Source organism: Chitinophagales bacterium, from assembly GCA_041392475.1.
GTDB lineage: Bacteria > Bacteroidota > Bacteroidia > Chitinophagales > UBA2359 > JAUHXA01.
The window spans coordinates 1,573,279-1,594,222 of record JAWKLZ010000002.1; the positions used below are offsets into that span (position 1 = coordinate 1,573,279).

At 38.4% G+C, this 20,944-nt stretch carries 18 protein-coding genes; 15 read left to right on the plus strand and 3 right to left on the minus strand.

Annotation, left to right across the window (positions count from 1 at the left end):
* Window positions 1–60 precede the first annotated feature (60 nt).
* From R3E32_19655 to R3E32_19665, 3 genes are all read left to right on the plus strand, one after another.
* The gene (locus R3E32_19655; protein MEZ4886955.1) at window positions 61–1,125 is read left to right on the plus strand and encodes a DUF4837 family protein; all 1,065 of its coding nucleotides are present in this window, start codon (window positions 61–63) and stop codon (window positions 1,123–1,125) included.
* A 64-nt stretch (window positions 1,126–1,189) separates the two neighbouring features.
* A complete protein-coding gene (locus tag R3E32_19660) occupies window positions 1,190–2,050 on the plus strand; it encodes a dienelactone hydrolase family protein (GenBank protein ID MEZ4886956.1) in 861 nt (286 codons plus the stop codon).
* Between the two features lie 120 nt (window positions 2,051–2,170).
* On the plus strand, window positions 2,171–2,842 hold the full coding sequence (locus R3E32_19665; GenBank protein ID MEZ4886957.1) for a class I SAM-dependent methyltransferase: 672 nt from the start codon (window positions 2,171–2,173) through the stop codon (window positions 2,840–2,842).
* 56 nt (window positions 2,843–2,898) lie between these two features.
* On the opposite strand, the gene hflX is transcribed toward R3E32_19665, so the two are convergent.
* On the minus strand, window positions 2,899–4,101 hold the full coding sequence (hflX, locus tag R3E32_19670; GenBank protein ID MEZ4886958.1) for a GTPase HflX: 1,203 nt from the start codon (window positions 4,099–4,101) through the stop codon (window positions 2,899–2,901).
* A 542-nt stretch (window positions 4,102–4,643) separates the two neighbouring features.
* On the opposite strand from hflX, the gene icd reads away from it, so the two are divergent.
* From icd to R3E32_19705, 7 genes are all read left to right on the plus strand, one after another.
* On the plus strand, window positions 4,644–5,870 hold the full coding sequence (gene icd, locus R3E32_19675; GenBank protein MEZ4886959.1) for an NADP-dependent isocitrate dehydrogenase: 1,227 nt from the start codon (window positions 4,644–4,646) through the stop codon (window positions 5,868–5,870).
* A gap of 145 nt (window positions 5,871–6,015) precedes the next feature.
* Window positions 6,016–6,960 (plus strand): ribose-phosphate pyrophosphokinase, encoded by a 945-nt coding sequence (locus tag R3E32_19680; GenBank protein MEZ4886960.1) that lies wholly within the window; start codon window positions 6,016–6,018, stop codon window positions 6,958–6,960.
* A 12-nt stretch (window positions 6,961–6,972) separates the two neighbouring features.
* Entirely contained in the window at window positions 6,973–7,587 is a 615-nt protein-coding gene (locus tag R3E32_19685; GenBank protein MEZ4886961.1) for a 50S ribosomal protein L25/general stress protein Ctc, read from the plus strand.
* A 196-nt stretch (window positions 7,588–7,783) separates the two neighbouring features.
* Window positions 7,784–8,344, plus strand: coding sequence for an aminoacyl-tRNA hydrolase (gene pth / locus R3E32_19690; protein ID MEZ4886962.1), 561 nt, complete (start codon window positions 7,784–7,786; stop codon window positions 8,342–8,344).
* Window positions 8,345–8,367: 23 nt separating this feature from the next.
* Window positions 8,368–8,979 carry a fumarylacetoacetate hydrolase family protein gene (locus R3E32_19695; GenBank protein MEZ4886963.1) on the plus strand — a complete coding sequence of 204 codons (612 nt, stop codon included), beginning with the start codon at window positions 8,368–8,370 and terminating at the stop codon, window positions 8,977–8,979.
* A 433-nt stretch (window positions 8,980–9,412) separates the two neighbouring features.
* Window positions 9,413–11,482 (plus strand): thiamine pyrophosphate-dependent enzyme, encoded by a 2,070-nt coding sequence (locus R3E32_19700; GenBank protein MEZ4886964.1) that lies wholly within the window; start codon window positions 9,413–9,415, stop codon window positions 11,480–11,482.
* Between the two features lie 76 nt (window positions 11,483–11,558).
* Window positions 11,559–12,218 (plus strand): hypothetical protein, encoded by a 660-nt coding sequence (locus R3E32_19705; protein MEZ4886965.1) that lies wholly within the window; start codon window positions 11,559–11,561, stop codon window positions 12,216–12,218.
* A gap of 35 nt (window positions 12,219–12,253) precedes the next feature.
* Here R3E32_19705 and R3E32_19710 read toward each other — a convergent pair whose 3' ends face one another.
* Both R3E32_19710 and R3E32_19715 read right to left on the minus strand, forming a co-directional pair.
* Window positions 12,254–13,024 (minus strand): hypothetical protein, encoded by a 771-nt coding sequence (locus R3E32_19710; protein MEZ4886966.1) that lies wholly within the window; start codon window positions 13,022–13,024, stop codon window positions 12,254–12,256.
* 24 nt (window positions 13,025–13,048) lie between these two features.
* Window positions 13,049–13,582, minus strand: a complete 534-nt coding sequence (locus R3E32_19715; protein ID MEZ4886967.1) for a sigma-70 family RNA polymerase sigma factor — start codon at window positions 13,580–13,582, stop codon at window positions 13,049–13,051.
* Between the two features lie 617 nt (window positions 13,583–14,199).
* Here R3E32_19715 and R3E32_19720 point away from each other — a divergent pair.
* From R3E32_19720 to gwsS, 5 genes are all read left to right on the plus strand, one after another.
* Window positions 14,200–18,051, plus strand: coding sequence for a S8/S53 family peptidase (locus R3E32_19720; GenBank protein ID MEZ4886968.1), 3,852 nt, complete (start codon window positions 14,200–14,202; stop codon window positions 18,049–18,051).
* 294 nt (window positions 18,052–18,345) lie between these two features.
* Entirely contained in the window at window positions 18,346–18,516 is a 171-nt protein-coding gene (locus R3E32_19725) for a hypothetical protein (GenBank protein MEZ4886969.1), read from the plus strand.
* Between the two features lie 104 nt (window positions 18,517–18,620).
* Window positions 18,621–19,592: a grasp-with-spasm system ATP-grasp peptide maturase gene (gwsG, locus tag R3E32_19730; GenBank protein MEZ4886970.1), complete on the plus strand. Its 972-nt coding sequence runs from the start codon at window positions 18,621–18,623 to the stop codon at window positions 19,590–19,592.
* A complete protein-coding gene (locus tag R3E32_19735) occupies window positions 19,577–19,813 on the plus strand; it encodes a hypothetical protein (protein ID MEZ4886971.1) in 237 nt (78 codons plus the stop codon). The genes gwsG and R3E32_19735 overlap by 16 nt, the downstream gene beginning before the upstream one ends.
* Window positions 19,797–20,831, plus strand: coding sequence for a grasp-with-spasm system SPASM domain peptide maturase (gene gwsS / locus R3E32_19740; GenBank protein ID MEZ4886972.1), 1,035 nt, complete (start codon window positions 19,797–19,799; stop codon window positions 20,829–20,831). Before R3E32_19735 ends, gwsS begins: the two co-directional genes overlap by 17 nt.
* The last annotated feature ends 113 nt before the right edge of the window (window positions 20,832–20,944 follow it).

A 20,944-nucleotide genomic window follows, 5' to 3' on the forward strand; every position in this document is an offset into this window, starting at 1 on the left:
TTCTTTAACCTTGTTGATTTTGTGGTATTTTGTTAAATTTCAGCAATAATAAAAAATCAAATGCGAAATATTCTTTTTTTAGTATGTACCACCTTTTGTCTATGTCTTTCTTGTACCAATGATCAAGTGAAAGAGGCAGTCAACTACCTGCCCAATTCATCAGGACGAGTAGATGAGATTCTATTGATAATGGATGAAGACGATTGGAGAGCCAATGAAGGAGAGGTAGTCAGAGAGGTATTTATGAAAAACTATCAAGTATTACCACAGCCCGAGCCCATTTTTAGTTTGAGTCAAGTACCTATGGAAGGGGTAACAGAGCTGTTGCAGCGAAGTGCCAGCATACTTGTCATTTCGGATTTATCCAAAGACAATGCTACTGCAAGAATGGTGAGAGAGGAACTGAATAAGTTTGAAAATCAAGGAAAAGAACGACCTCCCTTTTTTATGCGCCGAGATGTATGGGCAGCTCCGCAACAGGTGCTGTATGTATATGCTGATGATGCTATAAAACTGGGGAATAAATTGTTGGAGTTAGAAGAAACCTTCATCAATTTACTCTACAAAATGGAGGACATCAAAGCAAAGAACAATACCTATGTATCAGGAGTCAGTAAAGGACTTACCAAAACTCTCAAGGAGGACTATGGACTTGATTTTGAAGTGCCGAATACCTATTTAGAAGTACTGAAAACAGACACTCTCATGTGGATGCGCCACGATAACCAACTCAATGAAGAGGTGAGCAATATCATGGTATTGGTTGAGCCATACACGGGTGAACCCAGCCCCATTACCTCAGACTATCCTATCAAAAAAATAGAAGAAATGGGTAAATTAGTAGGAACTGATAACGAAGGCTCCTACCTCTATCCATCTGATAAGTACATTCCTTATGAGCAAGTCATGGCACAAACAGAAGCAGGAAAAGTAGTGAAAAGCATAGGGCTTTGGAGTATGCAAAATGACTTTATGGGAGGAGCATTTACGAGTTATTCCTTCAATGATATTGCCAAAAAACAACGTGTGACCCTTTTGGGATTTGTGTATGCACCAAGAGGCAAAAAACGAATACTCATGAGGCGATTAGACATCATGTTTCGTGCGGTTAAACCTGTGGAGTGAACAAAAAGGCTGCTCATGGTTTATACTCGTACTTGAATTATAAACCAAATAAATTCCAATCATTATGTGCAAAAACCTCTACTCCCACATACTCTTTTGTATCATCTTATTCACCACTTCTTGTGGATATTTTTCTTCCTCCAAAAGTGCCACCTGTCATGATACCACAATGGTAGCCAAGGATATGAAAGATTTTGCTAAGGACGAAGAATTTAAAAATGCCCACGAACTCAAAGCAGACATTCCTTTTGAACCCAAAGGTACGATGATGGAATTTGCTTCAACGGACGGCAAAAAAGGCAGTGCTTATCTATTGAAAGCCAGTGAATCAAGCCCAGAATACCTGTTTGTGATACACGAATGGTGGGGACTAAACAACCACATCAAACAAGAAGCCGAGCGGCTGCAAGCAGACTTGGGCGGCAATATCAATGTCATGGCATTGGATCTTTATGACGGAAAAGTAGCTACCAATCGAGAAGATGCGGGTAAATACATGGGAGCTACAACTGAAGAAAGAGGAAATGCCATCATTCAAGGTGCAATCAACTATGCTGGCAAAGAAGCAAAAATAGCGACTATTGGGTGGTGTTTTGGAGGAGGATGGTCTTTGAAGTCCTCTATTTTGGCAGGGGAACAAGGAGCAGGCTGTGTGATTTACTATGGAATGCCCTTGCAGGAAGCCGACAAGTTGAAGCCACTAAAAGCAGATGTTTTGGGAATTTTTGCAGAAAAAGATGGTTGGATTACCCCTAAAGTAGTCAACGACTTCAAAGAAACCGCCACAGGAATTGGCAAAAAAGTAGAAGTACACCAATTTGATGCAGACCACGCCTTCGCCAATCCAAGTAGTGAACGCTACAATGCCGAAGCAGCTACAAAAGCGAATGCACTTGCCTTGACTTTTTTGAAGGAACGTTTGTAAGTCAAAAGATTGAAGCGTTTGTGTTTGAAGTAAGCGAAGCGTTGTTGGGGTATTTGCCACATAAGTTTTATTTCTATAACTTGCAGAAGCCTTTTATTTTGAAAAAACAATGACTCAAATATGAGAACATTAGTACTACTATTCACAACGATTTTATTCGCCCTAACGCTGCCCAGCTGCGACAATTCCAACCCTCACCAAGGACACGATGCCAACAAACACATGAACGAAAGTAGTTTTGAGGATTTGGTCAGCCGCTTTGAAGATTCGGATCGAATGAAGTGGCAAAAGCCTTACGAAGTGATTGATAAAATGGGCATTGCAGGAAAAACAGTGGCAGATATTGGAGCAGGAACAGGTTATTTTGCTTTTCGGATGTTGAACACTGCTAAAAAGGTGATTGCAATAGATGTCGACAAGCGTTTTATAGACTACATGGAACAGAAAAAACTACAAATTCCCGACAGCCTGCAAACTCGCCTTGAAACCCGATTGGCAGAGTTAAACGACCCAAGACTTCGGCGCAATGAGGTGAATATCATCCTTGTAGTCAATACCTACCACCACATTGATGACCGCATACCCTATTTTAGAGGTTTGCAGAAAACCCTTGATATTGACGGAAAACTGGTAATTGTGGACTTCAAAAAGAAACGCACACCCGAAGGACCGCCCAAAAATATGCGAATGGCAGCAAAAGATGTGGTATCGGAGTTAGAAGAAGCAGGGTTTACCCACATTGAAGTAGATGAAGATACCTTGCCCTATCAATACATCATTACAGCGATTTGATATTGGAGAATGGATATTGGAGAGTAATATCCATTCTCCAATATCCAAAATATCGGTTAGAAAAAAGCCGTTTTATAAGGATAACGAACGGCATATTCATCTCTCACGATTTGAATCAACATATCTCGAAGTTCTTCAATGCCTGTGCGTTCAATAGCCGAAACAAATACACATTTTCCATCGGTTTGTTTGCGCCACCTGCCTTTCACCTCTTCCAAAATTTCCTGTTTCACCTCATCCTCCAAATATTCATCAAATTGGGTTTGTTCATACAAATCCAACTTATTGAATACCATAATGGTGTTTTTTTCCGAAGCACCAATTTCGTTGAGGGTTTGCTGCACAACTTTGATGTGTTCTTCGTGTTGCGGATGTGCCATGTCAACCACGTGAAGCAAAATGTCAGCCTCTCGAACCTCGTCCAGTGTGGATTTGAAACTTTCAATCAATCTGTGTGGTAATTTTCGTATAAATCCAACAGTATCAGATAATAAAAAAGGTGTTCGCTCTAAAACAACTTTTCGTACCGTTGTATCCAAAGTAGCAAAAAGTTTGTCTTCTGCAAAAACCTCCGATTTACTCAGTAGGTTCATCAAAGTAGATTTACCGACATTGGTATAGCCCACCAAAGCAACACGAATCAGTTCACCCCGTTGTTTTCGCATGGTAAAACTTTGCTTGTCAATTTTTTCGAGCCTTTCTTTGAGCAAGCTAATTTTGGTTTTCACAATACGGCGGTCTGTTTCAATCTCTTGCTCACCAGGTCCACGCATCCCAATACCTCCTTTCTGACGTTCTAAGTGCGTCCAAAGACCACGTAGGCGGGGTAAAAGGTATTGCATTTGAGCGAGTTCGACCTGTGTTTTTGATTGAGCAGTTTGCGCCCGACCTGCAAAGATGTCGAGAATCAAAAAACTTCTGTCGACTACCTTACACTTCAATTCTCGTTCAAGCGTACCTTGTTGAGAAGGGCTAAGGTCATCGTCAAAAATCACCAAATCAATTTCCTTTTCTGTTACATACGCCACCATTTCCTCCAATTTTCCCTTGCCTACAAAGGTTTTGGAGTGAGGATGCGACAGTTTTTGTTTGAAAACCTTGAGAACTTCCGCCCCCGCTGTTTGCGCCAAAAAGTCCAATTCAGCAAGGTATTCATCCAATAGTTTTTCTGGTTGGTCGGGGAGTATCAAGCCTACCAAAATAGCTTTTTCAAGACCAACACTTTGTTGGTCACTACTGAGTTCAATATATCCTTTCAAAATAGATTGTTTTATAAGGTTAGTGAAGGTTAAATTGAAGTGTAAAATGGAAGCCAACTTATGTAAATAAATCGCTTTTAGAATTGACAAATTGCAGCAATTTGCCAAATGGCATTTTACACCATTCTTCAAAGATAAATAAAATGAAAAATTTGTTGGAGTTGTTTAGATTCTGCTCCAAAAGAGAAGATTAAGTCATCCTTCAAATTTAAAGCACTGGCTCAATAAAATGTTGGTTAAGCTTCAATTTGTGATAGGTTTTTTTTGAAGGATTCGTTATGTTAAATATAGAGAGAAGAATCTTAGAAATTGGGAATCAACATGTTTGTTGGTTTTCAACTTATCAAAAAAGGAAGGGATAAGTTGTTGCGTTAAAAATATTTTGTAGCTTAAATCGAATATAGCAACAGCATCATTTAAGGAAAAGTTCCCGTACTGCAAAAAAAATAATAAATTCAAGCCTTTTTCTTACCTTTGCACCGCTTTTTTAGGCATATAAATCCATTATCAAATAATAAAACATACTAAATCAAAATAAAGCAATCACAATGAGTGGACAAAAAGTACAAATCGAAAACGGTAAGTTAATAGTTCCTAATAATCCTGTTATTCCATTTATTGAAGGAGATGGTATTGGAGTAGATATTTGGCCTGCATCTCAACTGGTTTTTGATGCCGCAGTAGAAAAAGCTTATGGCGGTAAGCGAAAAATCGAATGGAAGGAAGTATATGCAGGTGAAAAAGCCTTCAATTTGACAGGTGAATGGTTGCCAAAAGCTACTTTGGATGCTATTGATGAATATTTGATTGCTATCAAAGGCCCATTGACTACTCCTGTTGGGGGTGGTATCCGTTCATTGAATGTAGCACTTCGTCAGATATTGGATTTGTATGCATGTGTGCGTCCTGTGCGTTGGTTTGAAGGAGTTCCTTCACCTGTAAAAGAACCAGGTTTGGTGGATATGATTATCTTCCGTGAAAATACAGAAGACATCTATGCAGGTATTGAATACCTAAATGGCACACCTGAGAATGAGAAAGTAAAGAAATTTTTGATTGAAGAAATGGGTGTGACAGAGATTCGTTTCCCTGATACGGTTTCATTAGGTGTAAAACCTGTTTCGGTTGAAGGTACGGAACGTTTGGTAAAAGCTGCTCTGGATTATGCAATTACCAACAAAAGTAAATCTGTGACATTGGTTCACAAAGGCAACATCATGAAATTTACAGAAGGTAAATTCAAAGAATGGGGTTATGCTTTGGCTAAACGGGAATACCATGCAAAAGATTTGGACGGTGGACCTTGGCAGGTGATTGACAACAATGGCAATGAACTTATTGTAAAAGATGTAATTGCAGATGCTTTCTTACAGCAAATTTTGCTGCGTCCTGCGGAATATGATGTAATCGCAACATTGAATCTGAATGGGGACTATATTTCTGATGCTTTGGCTGCAATTGTTGGCGGTATTGGTATCGCTCCTGGTGCTAACATCAACTACACAACTGGTAAAGCAATTTTTGAAGCAACTCACGGTACTGCACCCAAATATGCTGGTCAAGATAAAGTGAACCCTTCTTCTGTGATTCTTTCTGGTGAAATGATGTTGCGTTATATGGGATGGAACGAAGCAGCAGACTTAATTATCAAAGGTATTGAAGGTGCGATTGATAGCAAACGTGTTACTTATGATTTCCATCGTCAAATGGAAGGAGCAACTAAGGTTTCTTGCTCTGGATTTGGAGAGGAGATTGTAAAAAACATGTAGAAGATACATAAACTGAACCAATAAATTCAAATTCAACACCATTTTGGATTACAAAAATTGGTGTTTGAATTTGAATTTGTGTTTTGGGCTTGAAATTTTGCTAAGAGTTTTTGTACCTTTGCATCCCGAAATAAAAATGGTAGCCATGAATTCGGAAATACAGTTATTTGGAGGTCGTAGTTCGAGGGTTTTAGCAGAAAGAATAGCAGAAGCGTATGATAAACCTTTGAGCGATGTAGAAGTGTTGGAATTCAATGATGGAGAATTCCAGCCGCAGTTAAAAGAATCAGTAAGAGGTCATCATGTATTTTTGATTCAATCTACAATTGCTCCTGCTGATAATATATGGGAATTACTAATGTTAATTGATGCTGCAAAAAGAGCATCAGCAAAATACATTACCGTAATTATTCCTTACTATGGATATGCGAGACAGGATAGAAAAGATAGATCCAGAGTACCAATTGCTGCAAAATTAATGGCAAATATGTTGGTGACGGCGGGTGCTAATCGATTGATGACAATGGATTTACATGCGCCACAGATACAAGGTTTTTTTGATATTCCCGTAGATCACTTAGACAGTTCTTTTATTTTTGTACCCTATCTCCAAGAGTTAGGTTTATCCGATCTTACTTTTGCATCACCAGATGCGGGTAGTGCCAATCGAACCAGATTATTTGCTCAAAAATGTGGAAATGCAGGTTTGGTTATATGTGAAAAGTACCGTAAAAAAGCGGGAGAAGTAGCAGGTATGACAGTAATCGGCGATGTGAAAGATAAAAATGTAGTGATTGTAGATGATATTGTTGATAGTGCAGGAACATTGACCAGTGCAGCAAAAGCTTTGATGGAGAAAGGAGCGCAAAGTGTAAGGGCTATCTGTACACATCCTGTACTAAGCGGCGAAGCTTACGAGCGTGTACAAAGTTCATTACTGACTGAATTGGTCGTATGTGACACGATTCCTTTAAAACAAAAGTGTGATAAAATAAAGGTACTGTCCGTAGCACCTTTGTTTGGAAAATCAATAAAAAGGTTATTAGAAAATCGTTCTATAAGTTCACTGTTTATTCAAAAACACAGATAATAATATATAATAATGAAAGCAATAGCAATTGAAGGAACTATCCGCAACTCAAGTGGAAAGAAAGCTGCAAAAGAAGTTAGAAGAGAAGATATGGTTCCATGTGTAGTGTATGGGGGAGAGGAAAATGTTCACTTCTCAGCTCCAATGTCTGCTATACGTCCTTTGATTTACACGCCTGATTTCAATACTATATCCGTTACAGTCGAAGGAAAAACCTATAGCACTATTATAAAGGATTTTCAAAGCCATCCTGTAACAGATTCAATTATGCATGTCGATTTTCAAGAATTGGTGCCTAATCGTCCTATCTTCACAGAAATACCTGTTCGATTGACAGGTTTGGCTAAAGGAGTGAAAGCTGGAGGTAAATTGATGTTGAAGATGCGTACTTTGAAGGTAAAAGCATTGCCTGAAAACCTTGTTTCAGAGATAAAGGTAGATGTTACTCCCCTTGAAGTAGGTAAATCAGTAAGAGTTAGATCTGTAAACATAGAAGGAATTGAGGTAATGAATTCACCTGCAACACCTATTGCATCTGTTGATATTACCAGAGCATTGAGAAGTGCTGCTGCCGCTGCTGCTACTGCCGCCGCCGCTGCTGCAAAAGGTGCGAAAAAGAAAAAATAAGCAAACTAAACCGTAGGCAATACAATGGAGAGTTTATGCTCCAAAAAATGGTCATAGAAACGAACTTATAAGTGGATTTCCATTTCCATCCTGAGATTGCTATATGTTGAACTTTAGAAATGAACCGATGGTAAGTAGCCATCGGTTCATTTTGTTATACCAAATCGTTGTTTTTCTGACTTTTCATGAATGTCTTATGAGTAAATTTTTAATCGTTGGTCTGGGCAATATTGGAGTGGATTATGCAAATACCCGCCACAATATTGGTTTCGACATTGTAGACAAATTGGCTGAAGAATATGATTGTTCCTTCAAATTAGAGCGATTGGCACATAAAGCAGAGGTCAAATACAAAGGGCGATCATTGTACCTCATCAAGCCAACGACCTATATGAACCTAAGCGGAAAGGCTGTTCGGTATTGGATGCAAAATCTAAAAATTCCTATCAATAATATATTGGTAGTAGTGGATGACAAAGACCTTGATTTTGGTAAATTGAGAATGAAACCCAAAGGCAATGATGGTGGACACAATGGATTGAAAGACATTACACTGCAATTAAATACCAATGCTTATCCCCGTTTGCGTTTTGGTATTGGCAATGATTTTGCACCAGGGCAACAAATTCACTACGTATTGGGAAAATGGACAGAAGAAGAAAATGCCGAGCTGGACAAACATATCAAAAAAAGCATTGAAGGAATAAAAAGTTTTGCTACATTGGGCATTGAACGAACTATGAATACCTTCAATTAATTCAATAATTCAAACTCCTTCCAATGAAAATCTTCTGTATTGGTAGAAACTATGCCGAACACGCAAAAGAACTGAACAATCCTGTTCCCAAAAAACCTCTGATTTTTTCCAAACCTCAAACAGCTTTGGTGCGTGAAAACCGCCCCTTTTTCTATCCTGAGTTTTCTAATGATATTCATCACGAAATCGAATTGGTGATAAAAATCAGCAAACTTGGTAAACACATTGCTCCCAAATTTGCCCATAAATATTATAATGAAATCACACTGGGGATAGACTTTACTGCCCGTGATCTTCAAAACGAATTGAAAGCCAAAGGACAACCATGGCTACTCGCCAAAGGATTTGACGGTTCTGCACCTGTTGGAAAATGGCTACCCATTGAAGAAGTGAGAGATGTAAACAATATTGATTTCTCGATGACCAAAAATGGAGAAACTGTTCAAGCAGGCAATACCAAAGATTTACTGTTTACCTTTGACTATTTGATTACTTATCTTTCCCAGTTTTTCACCCTTCAAAAAGGTGATTTGATTTTCACAGGAACACCCGAAGGTGTTGGCCCTGTTGCAATTGGCGATAGATTGGAAGGATTCCTTGGTGAACAGAAATTGTTGGAGTGCGATATTAAGTAATTTGGTTGTATTACCTTTGGACTTTGGGCGAAAGACATAAGTAGAAAGACAAATTCAAATTAAAAACTCCCTGATGAAAAATCGGAATTTCGCTGTCACTCAACAACTACAAATTCAGCCAACTCCTTATTAGTGGACAAATTGAAATTCAAGAATGACTAATTAAATATTTTAGTTTGCCTAAATATTTGGTTATTAGTAAATTGTATTTTCAATGCGATTTCACTTAATTTCTTTGCTGTCAATGATTTAAAACTTTTTGTCTTATGTCTTTAATCTTTCGTCCAAAGTCTAAATTATCTACAGTATTGTTTTGATATTCTGGCTATAAAATTAAGTAAAAAACACTAAACTAACATTTGTTAGTTCATTTTGTTAAAATAAGTGGAATTTATGTAATTTTGTTACAAGATACCTAAAACAAGAAAAGTTCATGCCCCAAACCGAACCAGCGTTTAAGATAGAAGAAAAGATACTTTTGAAGGCATACAAGTTGATGCAGATGGTAAAATATATGGCAGAAACGTATGAAAAACATCGTTATACCTGCAAGTACGTTCATGCTACTGCAAGAGGTCATGAGGCAATTCAATTGGCTTTAGCCCTTCAACTAAAAAACTATGATTATGTAAGTCCTTATTATCGAGATGATGCTATCTTATTGGGCGCAGGTTTTGAACCTTACGATTTGATGCTGCAACTGTTGGCGAAAGCCGATGATCCTTTCACCGCAGGACGTTCCTATTATTGTCACCCTTCTTCAAAAAGTAAAAATCATCCACAAATTATTCAACAATCCAGTGCTACGGGTATGCAGGTCATTCCTACAACGGGCATAGCGCAAGGGGTTCAATACAAAGAACAGCGAGGTTTATTGCAAAATGGTGCAAGACCTGTTGTTGTTTGTTCATTGGGAGATGGTTCGGTTACGGAAGGAGAAGTAGCTGAGGCTTGGCAATTTGCAGCGTTGAAGCAGTTGCCGATTTTGTACTTGGTACAAGACAACGACTGGGGAATTTCAGCAACAGGTGAGGAAACACGAAGCATGAACGCCTATGAATATGCGGCAGGTTTTAAGGGATTGAAGCGAATTACTGTGGATGGAAGTGATTTTTTTGCAGCTTATGAAGCAGTGCAAAAATGTATGAACCATATTCGGGAACACCGCAGCCCCGTTGTTTTACACGCCAAAGTACCTCTTTTGGGACACCATACTTCGGGAGTACGCAAAGAATGGTATCGTGACGATTTGGAGGAACACGCCCAACATGATCCATTGATCAAACTTCACCAACAATTATTAGACCTTCATTTTGAGGTTGATGTATTGAAGAAGATGGAAGATGAAGGAGCACAGGAAATAGAATCTGCTTTTGAAAAAGCGGTAGCTGCTCCAAATCCTGATCCTGAAACACTTTTGCAGCATGTATATGCTCCTACTTCAATTGTAGAAGAAAAAGGGGAACGTGCGCCAGAAGGAGGTCGAAAAGTTTTGATGGTAGATGCGGCATTGTATGCAATGGACGAAATCTTGCGAACTTATCCTGAAGCCCTTTTTTATGGCCAGGATGTGGGAGGAAGATTGGGAGGTGTTTTTAGAGAAGCGGCAACTTTGGCGCAGAAATATGGTGATGACCGTGTATTCAATACAGCTATTCAGGAAGCCTATATCGTTGGTTCTACGGCAGGTATGTCGGCAGTAGGTTTGAAGCCGATTGTCGAAATACAGTTTGCGGATTACTTTTGGCCCAGCATGAATCAATTGGTGACAGAGATTGCTAAGTCCTGTTATTTATCGGCGGGTAAATTTCCTGTTCAAACCTTGATTCGTGTACCTGCGGGGGCGTATGGTGGTGGTGGACCGTATCATTCGGCGTGCATTGAATCCAGTATTTTGAATATTCCTGGTATCAAAGTCGTATTTCCCTCCAATGCTGCAGATATGAAAGGCTTACTTAAAGCCGCTTTTCTGGATCCAAACCCAGTAGTTTTGTTTGAGCATAAAGGCTTGTATTGGAGTAAGGTAATGGGAACAGCAGAGGCAAAAACCATTGAACCAAGTGAAGATTATGTGATTCCTTTGGGTAAAGCTCGAATTGCACAAGCGGCTTCTGATGAACAATTGAAGAAGGGAAACACATTGGCGGTGATTACTTACGGAATGGGCGTTTATTGGGCAAAAACGGCCTCTAAAAAATTTGAAGGGTCGGTAGAAATCATTGATTTGAGAACATTGAAGCCTTTGGACGAAGAAATGATTTTTGCAGCTGTCAAAAAACACAATAAAGTGCTGGTTTTGACTGAAGAAGCCCTTGAAAACTCTTTTGCCGAAAGCTTGGCAGGCCGAATTTCACAGTATTGTTTTACTTATTTAGATGCTCCTGTTGCCACACTTGGAGCTGTAAATGTTCCTGCTGTGCCGATGAATACGGTTTTGGAGCAAGCCATGTTGCCGAATGCAAAGAAAGTGGCGAAAGCGATAAAGAAGTTATTAGAATGGTAAATTATTTGAAATGCTTAGTCGAAAATGTGTATATTCATTTACTATAAGCATTCAATTGCATTTTTTTTAAAAAACTATGACAAATCCAAACTTTGCAGTCTTTAGAGTATTTCCGAATGTAGAACAAGCGGAAGAGATGGCAGAGGTTTTGAAAAACAATGGATTGGCTTACAAAATTATAGACAATTCCCCTTCCTTTAATCCAAGTTTTTCCCTTAGCACTTTAGAAAACGAAGTACAACTATTGCTCCTCGCATCAGACTTTGATCAAGCCAATGAGTTTTTGGAGAAGGATGCAGAGATGTTGGTGGAAGATTTGGACAAAGACTATTACCTCTTTGTTTTTAGCAATGAAGAGCTGTATGAAATATTAGCCAAACCAGATGAATGGAATACTTTTGACTATAAATTGGCGCAAAAAATACTGATTCAGAGAGGAGAAAATGTGGGTTCCAACTTCATTGAAGAGCTTAAAGAAAGGCGATTGCAGGAACTTGCACAGCCAGAAGATGGGGAAAAACACTTGATTGTAGGAGGATATATTTTGGCTTTTGGTGGTGGGGTAATCGGTTTATGTATAGGCTGGTATTTATGGAAAGACAAAAAAATCTTACCAAATGGACAGAAAGTGTATCACTTCTCAGAAAATCATAGAAAACACGGATACAAGATTTTTATACTTGGAATCATTTTTTTTATTGTTTCTTTGGTCTCAATAATCATCAGAGAAATGTGATTTAAACCGTCTACTGCAATAAGTTTTTGACCACTTTACTTTTTCAAAAGCTCTTGGGCTTCCTGATGTTTCCAACTTTGATTGTTCACAATCGTTTGTAAATATTGTTTTGCTACCTCCTTTTGATTGTCCTTCAAATAAGCCAAGGCAATATACCAATTGCAGGTTTCTTCATATAGTGTTGGATTTTCTTGTTTTGCAGCCTCTAAATATTGTACTACTTGTTGGGGTTCATTCATGTTTTGGTATAAATAAGCCAAGCCTAAATAAAATTTTTGTTCTGTATTGAGGCTGCCTACTTGTTCTTTTTGAGTCAGGGCTGCTACTACCTGCTCGTATTCTCCTGTTTGATAAGCTAGTATCGCTTGTTGCCAAAGTTGATTGTCTATTTTTGTTGCTCCCATCGTTACGACTGGAGCAGCATAAGGTACGGCTAAATCTTCGGCAACAATACTTGATTGGTTATTGGAATAAAACAATAGGGCAACGGAAAAAGTGAGGAATACTATTGCCGCAGCAGCCCAATAATGGCGGTTGGAAATGCGGAATTTTTTGACGGAAGAGACAGTGTGGTTTTCTTTTGAGGATTGGACTTTTTCGTTTTTAATAAGCTGTTTAACATGTTGTTGCAGCTTTTCTTTTTCCTCCAAAAGGATAGCGTCTGTAAAAGTTTCATGCCATTTTACCTGTTCTGCCAATGCTGTGTTGACAGCAAGTTCCTCCTCAAATTTGGTCAATGAGTTTTTATCAAGATTTCCTTCTAAGTAATCTTGTATGATGTCAATATCTTTATAATCAATGGGCATACCTGTACTATTTAAAATGAATAATCAAAGAGTTTGTTTTGTCTGTAACTGTTCTTCTTCAAAATAGGTTTTTATCCTTTGAACGCATCTATGTGTTTGTGTTTTGGTGACCTGGGCATTTTTATGTCCAAAATCTTCTGCAATATTTTCATAACTATGTTTGTAGATATATTTAGCAGTGATTAATTGTTTACAAGCGTCACCCAGACGTTTAAAAGCTTTTCTGAGTAATAGTGTTTTGTAAGTTGACGATTTTCCAAACGATTTGTCTAATAAATCATCAACCGCCTCTTCGTCCTTCAATGCCGTATCCTCGACTATTTGAACCTGTTTTTTGTTTATTTTATGCAGTAACCGTATGGCTGTTGTGCATATAAAAGCGGGAATATTGCTTTGATTTTTTACATCACCTCGCTTCCAATGAACCCAAAAAATAGTGATGGCTTCTGTAAAAGCATCTTCCGCATCTTGTTCGGTCGTAGCATATTTTTTTAATACAGGCATACAATACCTGTAACACTGTTTGAACAGTTGATTGAATTCTGTGTAAGATGCCATATATAGTAAAGGGTCTTTTACTTAAAAAGTAAACATAAAATCAATAAAAATTAGGGGTTTATCCCTAAAAAAATATTGCAACCATCTTTTTTAAGAAGATTTATTGGATAGCAATAAAAGGAATAATGACTTTGAGGTGGTTTTAGGTGCATCGTTTTGTTTGTAATAATATCATTTTTTTTTGAAAAAAAAGTGTTTTGCTGTTTACTTTTTGAAACCATTGATTCTTTACTAAGTGAAACATCATAGATAAGCATGTTTTCAATCTTGAAGAAGATAAGCCAAATTAAGGATGAATGTTTTATTTTATCTTGATTCTTAAACTTAGATAAAGGCTATTTTTCTTCCTGCAATAACAAGTCTGTTAAAGCACAATGTAACCGTACTGCTATATACACAAGCAGTAATTCTTGACAAAAAAAAATAGATTTTAATACAATTGACACATACTTGCTCAGGTAAGCGGGGTGAGAAATGCATTGTATTTCAGCACCGTAAGCAAAGTTTGACTTGCAGTGAAGAGGGTTTGCCATGCTTTTATGATACATAAAGGTCATTTTAAATAGAAATTAATACAACTAATTTATATATTCCTTAATACTTAAATTTTAAAAGTAATGAAGAAATTTTACGCAGTGGCTATTATAGCCCTAATGACTATGTGCTGCAATCTTTTTGCACAAACTTCCTCCGAAGGTAACCACAAGATTCCAGAAGAGTCGATAAAATACGTATCCAATCAAGTGTATTGGCAAGTCAAAACAGGCACAGAAGTTCCTGTATTTGATGTTCGTGGTGACGTCCGTGATAACCAATTGAACCGAATAAATGGTTTGGCTGCAATTGTAGAAAATTACCAAATTACCCGCATCGAAAAATCGTTCAGGCAATGGCGAAAAGACGATGCAATCGGTAGAACTTTCACGGTTCATTTTGCAGACAATAGAGCATCCGAAAATTTAGTCGATGATTTAAGCAGACTGTCGGCTACTTCTTTGAGTGAAAAAATCCCTTATAACGAGGTTTTTCAAGCTCCGAACGATCCTCTCTATCCCCAACAATGGTACTTACCCCATGTCAATGCCGAAGCAGCTTGGGCTATCAATGATTGTGGAGGAAGTAATGTTGTCATTGCGATAGTAGATGATGCGGTATTGACCTCACATCAAGATTTGGCGAGTAAAGTAGTGCCTGGTTTTGATGTAGCCGACAACGATGCTGACCCAAATCCTCCTACTTCTGTTGGAAATCCTTACTTTTCACATGGTACACATGTTGCAGGTATTGCAGGAGCAGCTACCAATAATAGTGTTGGTATGGCTTCAATGGGACACCATTGTATGATTATGCCTGTCAAAACCAAAAGTGATGGAAATACAACTCCCGGTGGATTAGACAATCCCTATGATGGAGTTTTGTATGCCATTAACAATGGTGCGGATGTAATCAATATGTCCTGGGGTGGCTATGGTTATTCGAGCGTAAATGCAGCTATCATGAGCCAGGCCTACAATGCAGGTATTGTATGTGTAGCAGCAGCTGGTAATGACAATGCGCCTACTGCTGCTTATCCTGCGGCTTATCCCAATGTGATTGGAGTGGGAGCAACAGATGCAAATGATCAAAAAGCGAGTTTCTCTAACTATGGTTTAAATGTAGATGTAATGGCTCCTGGTGTGGGTATTTTGAGTAGTATTGCTACTTCAACAAGTGCCTACGATTCATGGAGTGGTACTTCTATGGCAAGTCCAATTGTTGCAGGTTTAGCAGGATTGTATTTGTGTGAACATGGTGGAAATGTGAATACCAATCCAAATACATTTGCACAATGCCTTTATGACCATGCTGCGGATATAACTGCTCAAAATCCAAATTTCCCCAACCAACTGGGTGCAGGGTTGATACAAGCAGATGACGCAGTTGATTGTGAGCCTTCTGCAGAAAATGATTGCCCCCCTGGCTCTTGTGAATTGGTTCCTAACTGGGACTTTGAAACACCTAGTTTAGCGAGCCTACAAACATATAGTAATCTTCACGCATTTGAAAATGCTGAAGTATGTGGTTGGAGAGCGATGACCAGTTCTCCACAAATGAAACCTACAGCAGAAAGTGCAGATAACTATGCCTTTTTATGGGGGCAAGTCAATGGTGGAGAGAGTATTCAAACTATTGACCCTCTACCTTTGATAGCGAATACTACTTATATTTTGGAGTACGATTATAGAGTGATAGCAGCTAATAATGGTGCGCAAACGGTAGTAGATAACATATTTATTACCTTTGAAGGAGATAATGTCAACCCCACAACAGCTACAGGAACAGTTGTTGATCACCAAATCAGTGTCCAGCCAACTGCCACATTCCAACATAGAGTTGTTACTTTCACCACACCAGCCAATGGGGCTCACAGGCATTTATCTGTTTATCCAAGACAAACCTCTGGTTCAGGTTCTCCTAATCAAGGAAACATGGGAATTGACAATATCACTATCCGTCCATTCCTAACCGTAACAGCCTGGGCAGACCAAGATACCATTTGCAACAACACCTGTACACCTTTACATGCCACAGCAGTAGGAGGAGACTATGTGATATGGGAACCAGCGTATGGATTAAGCGATCCAAATAGTTATGACCCAATAGCTTGTCCCGACGAAACGACTACCTATACAGTGACAGTATATGATGAGGAAACAGGTTGTACAACCTCAGCAGATGTAACCGTAGTAGTTATTCCATGTGAACCTCCTGTTTGCGATGACATCATCACTGTTGAAGGAATCTGTACAGAAGATGGCATCTTACTGACTGCCTATATCAACGGTGTGGTAATTGATCCAACTTCAACAAGTCCGACTTACATGATTACTTGGGACGGTACAACGGTGGATTATGTAAATGACAATCCTGTTTTGTATCCTATTGGAGAAGCTTATACACTGAATGTAGGAGTCATTTATGACCTTAGCAATCCTCAATTGTGTTGTCACTATGAATTGGATTTGGTAGCACAAGGAGAATTGGATATTAGCATTGAAGCTACACAAGATACTATCTGTCAATTTACTTGTACACAATTATCTGTCAATGCTCCAGCAGGTTCTATCATTACTTGGACACCAACTACTGATTTGGATGACCCAACAAGTGCAAACCCAATAGCTTGCCCACTCGAAACGACAACCTATGATGTTGAAGTATATGACCCTATCACAGGATGTTCAGGAAAGAGCAGCATCACAATAGTAGTAGATAAAGAATGTGATTGTGACGATGTAAAAGTTGAAGTTGTACAAGAATGTTTGGGCTACGATGTGGTGACAAAAGTGCTTATCAACGGAATTGCCATAGACCCATCTAACCTAAGTTGGATTAGTATCAATTGGGATGTAGTAGGAGGTCCAGATATTGTAGATGAAAACTGCGTGATTTTGCCAGTAGGAACACAATTCCAAGTGCATGTTACTTATGGGATCAACTTAAATGTACCGAGTCAATGTTGTCATTATTACTTCAATGGTGAAGTCAAAGATTTAGAGTGTGTCAATTGTGAATTTTCCATCATCGAAACCTGCAAGGATGGAATTGTATGTCTTACTATGGTCAATTCAGCGGGAATACCTGTTGTACCTGGCAATATGAATGGATACTATTTCCAAATATGGTGGGACTACAATCAGACAATTTATGTCAATCAAAATCCTTTCTGTGTACCAGCAGGTAGCGTGTATGGAGCTACTATACGAATCTTCAAAGGCGAGCAGTTACTTTGTACCAATAGTGTAAAAGGTCATATTGCTGATTGCTGCCACGGACAAAAAGATTGTTGTTCGCCATTCAATTCCAAGGGAATAGCACAAACATACACTCCAGGAGAAGACATCGTTGTGACTTGGGATCCAAATGGAGCAGTGACTTATGAGATAGATGTGGTACATAACTACAGTGGATGCTCTCCAAATTATTGCCACTTTGAAATTAACGCAGGAACTACTTATGTGTCCTTAGCATCAGAAGGTTGCTTCAATGTATGTGAAGAATACCAAATCACAGTAACCGCAATCTGTGCAGATGGAACGACTTATCAAGTAACCTTACCAAAGATATTGGCTTATCCTGCAGATGGCACATTCTGTTTGGCATGTGAAGAGCCAAATGACGGTGAAGTGGAAGTAGTAGGTGACGGTGATGGCAAAGGAAAGAGAAGTGTGGAAGAAAATATAGATACCAATGTATCAATTTATCCAAATCCAGCTACGAATCTCTTAAACATCAAATATGGATTGACCGCTGCATCAGCTCAAATTGAAATATTTGACTTTAGTGGCAAGCAAGTGCTTTACAAAGAAACCACAGATACTTCTGCTACTTCAATAGACATCAGTAACTTAGATGCTGCAGTTTATATTGTCAAAGTAACCATTGACGGTCAAGAAAGCAGCTTCAATAAGTTAGCGGTGATTAAATAACTATTGGAAGGTTATTGTCTACAATAACACACCATAGTTTTTGGACTTCAAATTCAAAGCCTGTTTCCTTCTTGGAAGCAGGCTTTTTTAGTTAGGCGTTTTTGAAAAAAAATTAAAAGAAAAACGCTTCAACCTGTTTACTTTTTAATGTCCTAACTACTTTATATAAGTACAAAGCAAATTTGCTGAGTGTACACTGATTATTTCAAAATTATTGAAAACAAGAAAAACGCATGACAGGGTAAGCCGAAAACCTATAATAGAGTAGGCAGTCACTAAAATTTTCAAATAATCATGAAAAAAAATCAAGATGAATTATTGAAGCAATTTGAAGCTTTCGAAGTTGAATCAACCAACGTGAAAGGTGGCCAAAAATACATTAGTGGACTTTGGGAGGATGCTCCTTATCGTCACCACGAATCTTGGACTACCTATATTGACGGTATGAACATGGGCGAAGATTGATATTTTGCTAACTAACTAATAGAAGGGAGAGTAGCATCCTACATTCTTGGATGTGAGATGTTGCCCTCCCTTTTTTGTAGTAAACCAAACAAAGCATTAGGAATATGGGGGCAATATTAATATTTAGCAAGATGGGAGAGGTCACTACTTGTGATGTGATAGATTGGTTGGATGCTTTCAAAGTAGATTTTTTCAGAATCAATGAAGGGGAATTGGATAAAATGCCATCTTCTTTTCAATTGACAAACGAAGGACAATCAGCAACAGTTGAATCAACAAAAGGTAAGTTTAAATTAGAAGACATTGATACCGTATGGTTCAGGAAAACAAAACCTTCAAAAACTCCCGATACCAGCACTATCTCAGACCCAGACATTGCAGCACTTATTGAAGCGCATACCTTCAATGAATTAGAAGCCTACAACCTTACTTTTCATCAACTCCTAGAAAAAAAATGGTTGAACCATCCTACCCGAAAGGAAATCAACAAACCCTTTCAACTTCGCATGGCCCAAAAAGTGGGTTTTAAGATTCCTGCAACACTTGTAACCAACGAAAAAACAATACTCTGCAACTTCAAAAAAAACTATTCCGAATTGATAGTCAAAGCCATTTTTCGGTCAAGAGGTTTTATGATTGATGAAGTATTCCATGCAGGGTTCACCACCATATTAACAGAAGAAACAATCCATCAATTACCCGACACCTTTTTTCCGATATTGGTGCAACAACAAATAGATAAGGAGTACGAAATAAGGACTTTTTATTTAGATGGCGAATGTCACAGCATGGCTATTTTTTCACAAATGGACGAACAAACGGTTGTGGATTTTAGAAGATACAATCGAACAAAACCCAACCGCACCGTTCCCTTTTCTTTGCCTGAGTCAATTACAAATCAGGTAAAGACATTCATGGACAATATGGAACTCAACAGTGGCTCACTGGATTTCATTCGAGGCAAAGATGGACACTATTATTTTTTAGAAGTCAATCCAACAGGTCAATTCGGAATGGTTTCCAAACCTTGCAATTATTGCTTAGAAAAAAAAGTAGCAGAATGGCTGATACAATAAAAACCGAATCAACAACACGTACTCTTTCAGACCTCATTCCAAAAGATACCTTGCTGCAATTACCCGTTTTCTATCAATTACTTCAAGAAGACGGTAAAAAAATACTGCCAGAAATGGTAAAAAGCTCCTTTCATCAGGAAGACCAATACCTTTGTTATCCCTTCTACAAACCCATCTCTCGCATGTGGACCTTCCAAAAAAAGAATGAAACAAATGACTAATGCCAAACCCTATTTTCGCTTATTTGCCAACTGCATACCCGTCAAAGGAGCGACCCGCAGTACAATATGTGATTTGCAGCGAAATACCTATCGCTTCATTCCCACACTATTCTACGAAATATTAGCAGAACTTCAAGAGCAAACAATTGAAGCCGTAAAAGCTTCCTACAATCATCAATACGACCAAGGCATTGATCATTATCTCGAATTGTTAGTAAAAAGCGAATGGGGATTTTGGACAGATGAACCTACTCGTTTTCCTGCAATAAATCTGCAATGGAGTCATTCTGCAACGATTACCAACGCCATCATTGATATCAATCAACAATCCAACCATAAATTTGAAAAAATACACAAAGAGTTGGATGAATTAGGGTGTAAAGCCCTCGAACTAAGAATTTATCACCAGATATTTCCACCTCAATTGCATCAAATCTTAGATGCTTTTCAGTTTAGCCGCCTTCAATTTATCGCTCTAAACCTCCCATATACTTCGGAATGGACGGAAATAGCCATGAAATCCTTAGTTGAGAAATATCCCAGAGTCCAACAAATGATTTTTCACACAGCCCCAAAAGATGCAGTCCATCAACTTTCTGCAAAAGTGCCTCTAAATGTGGTTTTTACATCAGCCATTATAGACAGTAAATACCACTGCGGAATCGTTAACCCCATGTATTTTTCGCCCAACCTCAGCCATTTCACAGAAGCACAAAAACACAATACCTGCCTAAACAGAAAAATCTCGATTGACCAAGATGGAAATATCAAAAACTGTCCTTCAATGGAAAAATCCTATGGAAATCATCGTGAAAGTTCGCTAAAGGATGCAGTTCAAAAAAAGCACTTCAGAGAAGTATGGAGTATTCACAAAGATCAAATAACTACCTGCAAAGATTGTGAGTTTAGATACATCTGCACAGATTGCAGAGCCTATGTGGAAGATATTTACAGCAAGCCCAAAAAATGCGGATACAATCCATATACTGCAAAATGGGAGGGAGAACACGCAGTATAATTTTTTTTTTAAAAAAAAATAAAAAATCTGTTTACCTTTTAGCAACTACCTTCCTTTACTAATTGAAGTCACCAATCAAAGGCAGTTATCTTGATAGAAAATTGTCTTGCTTT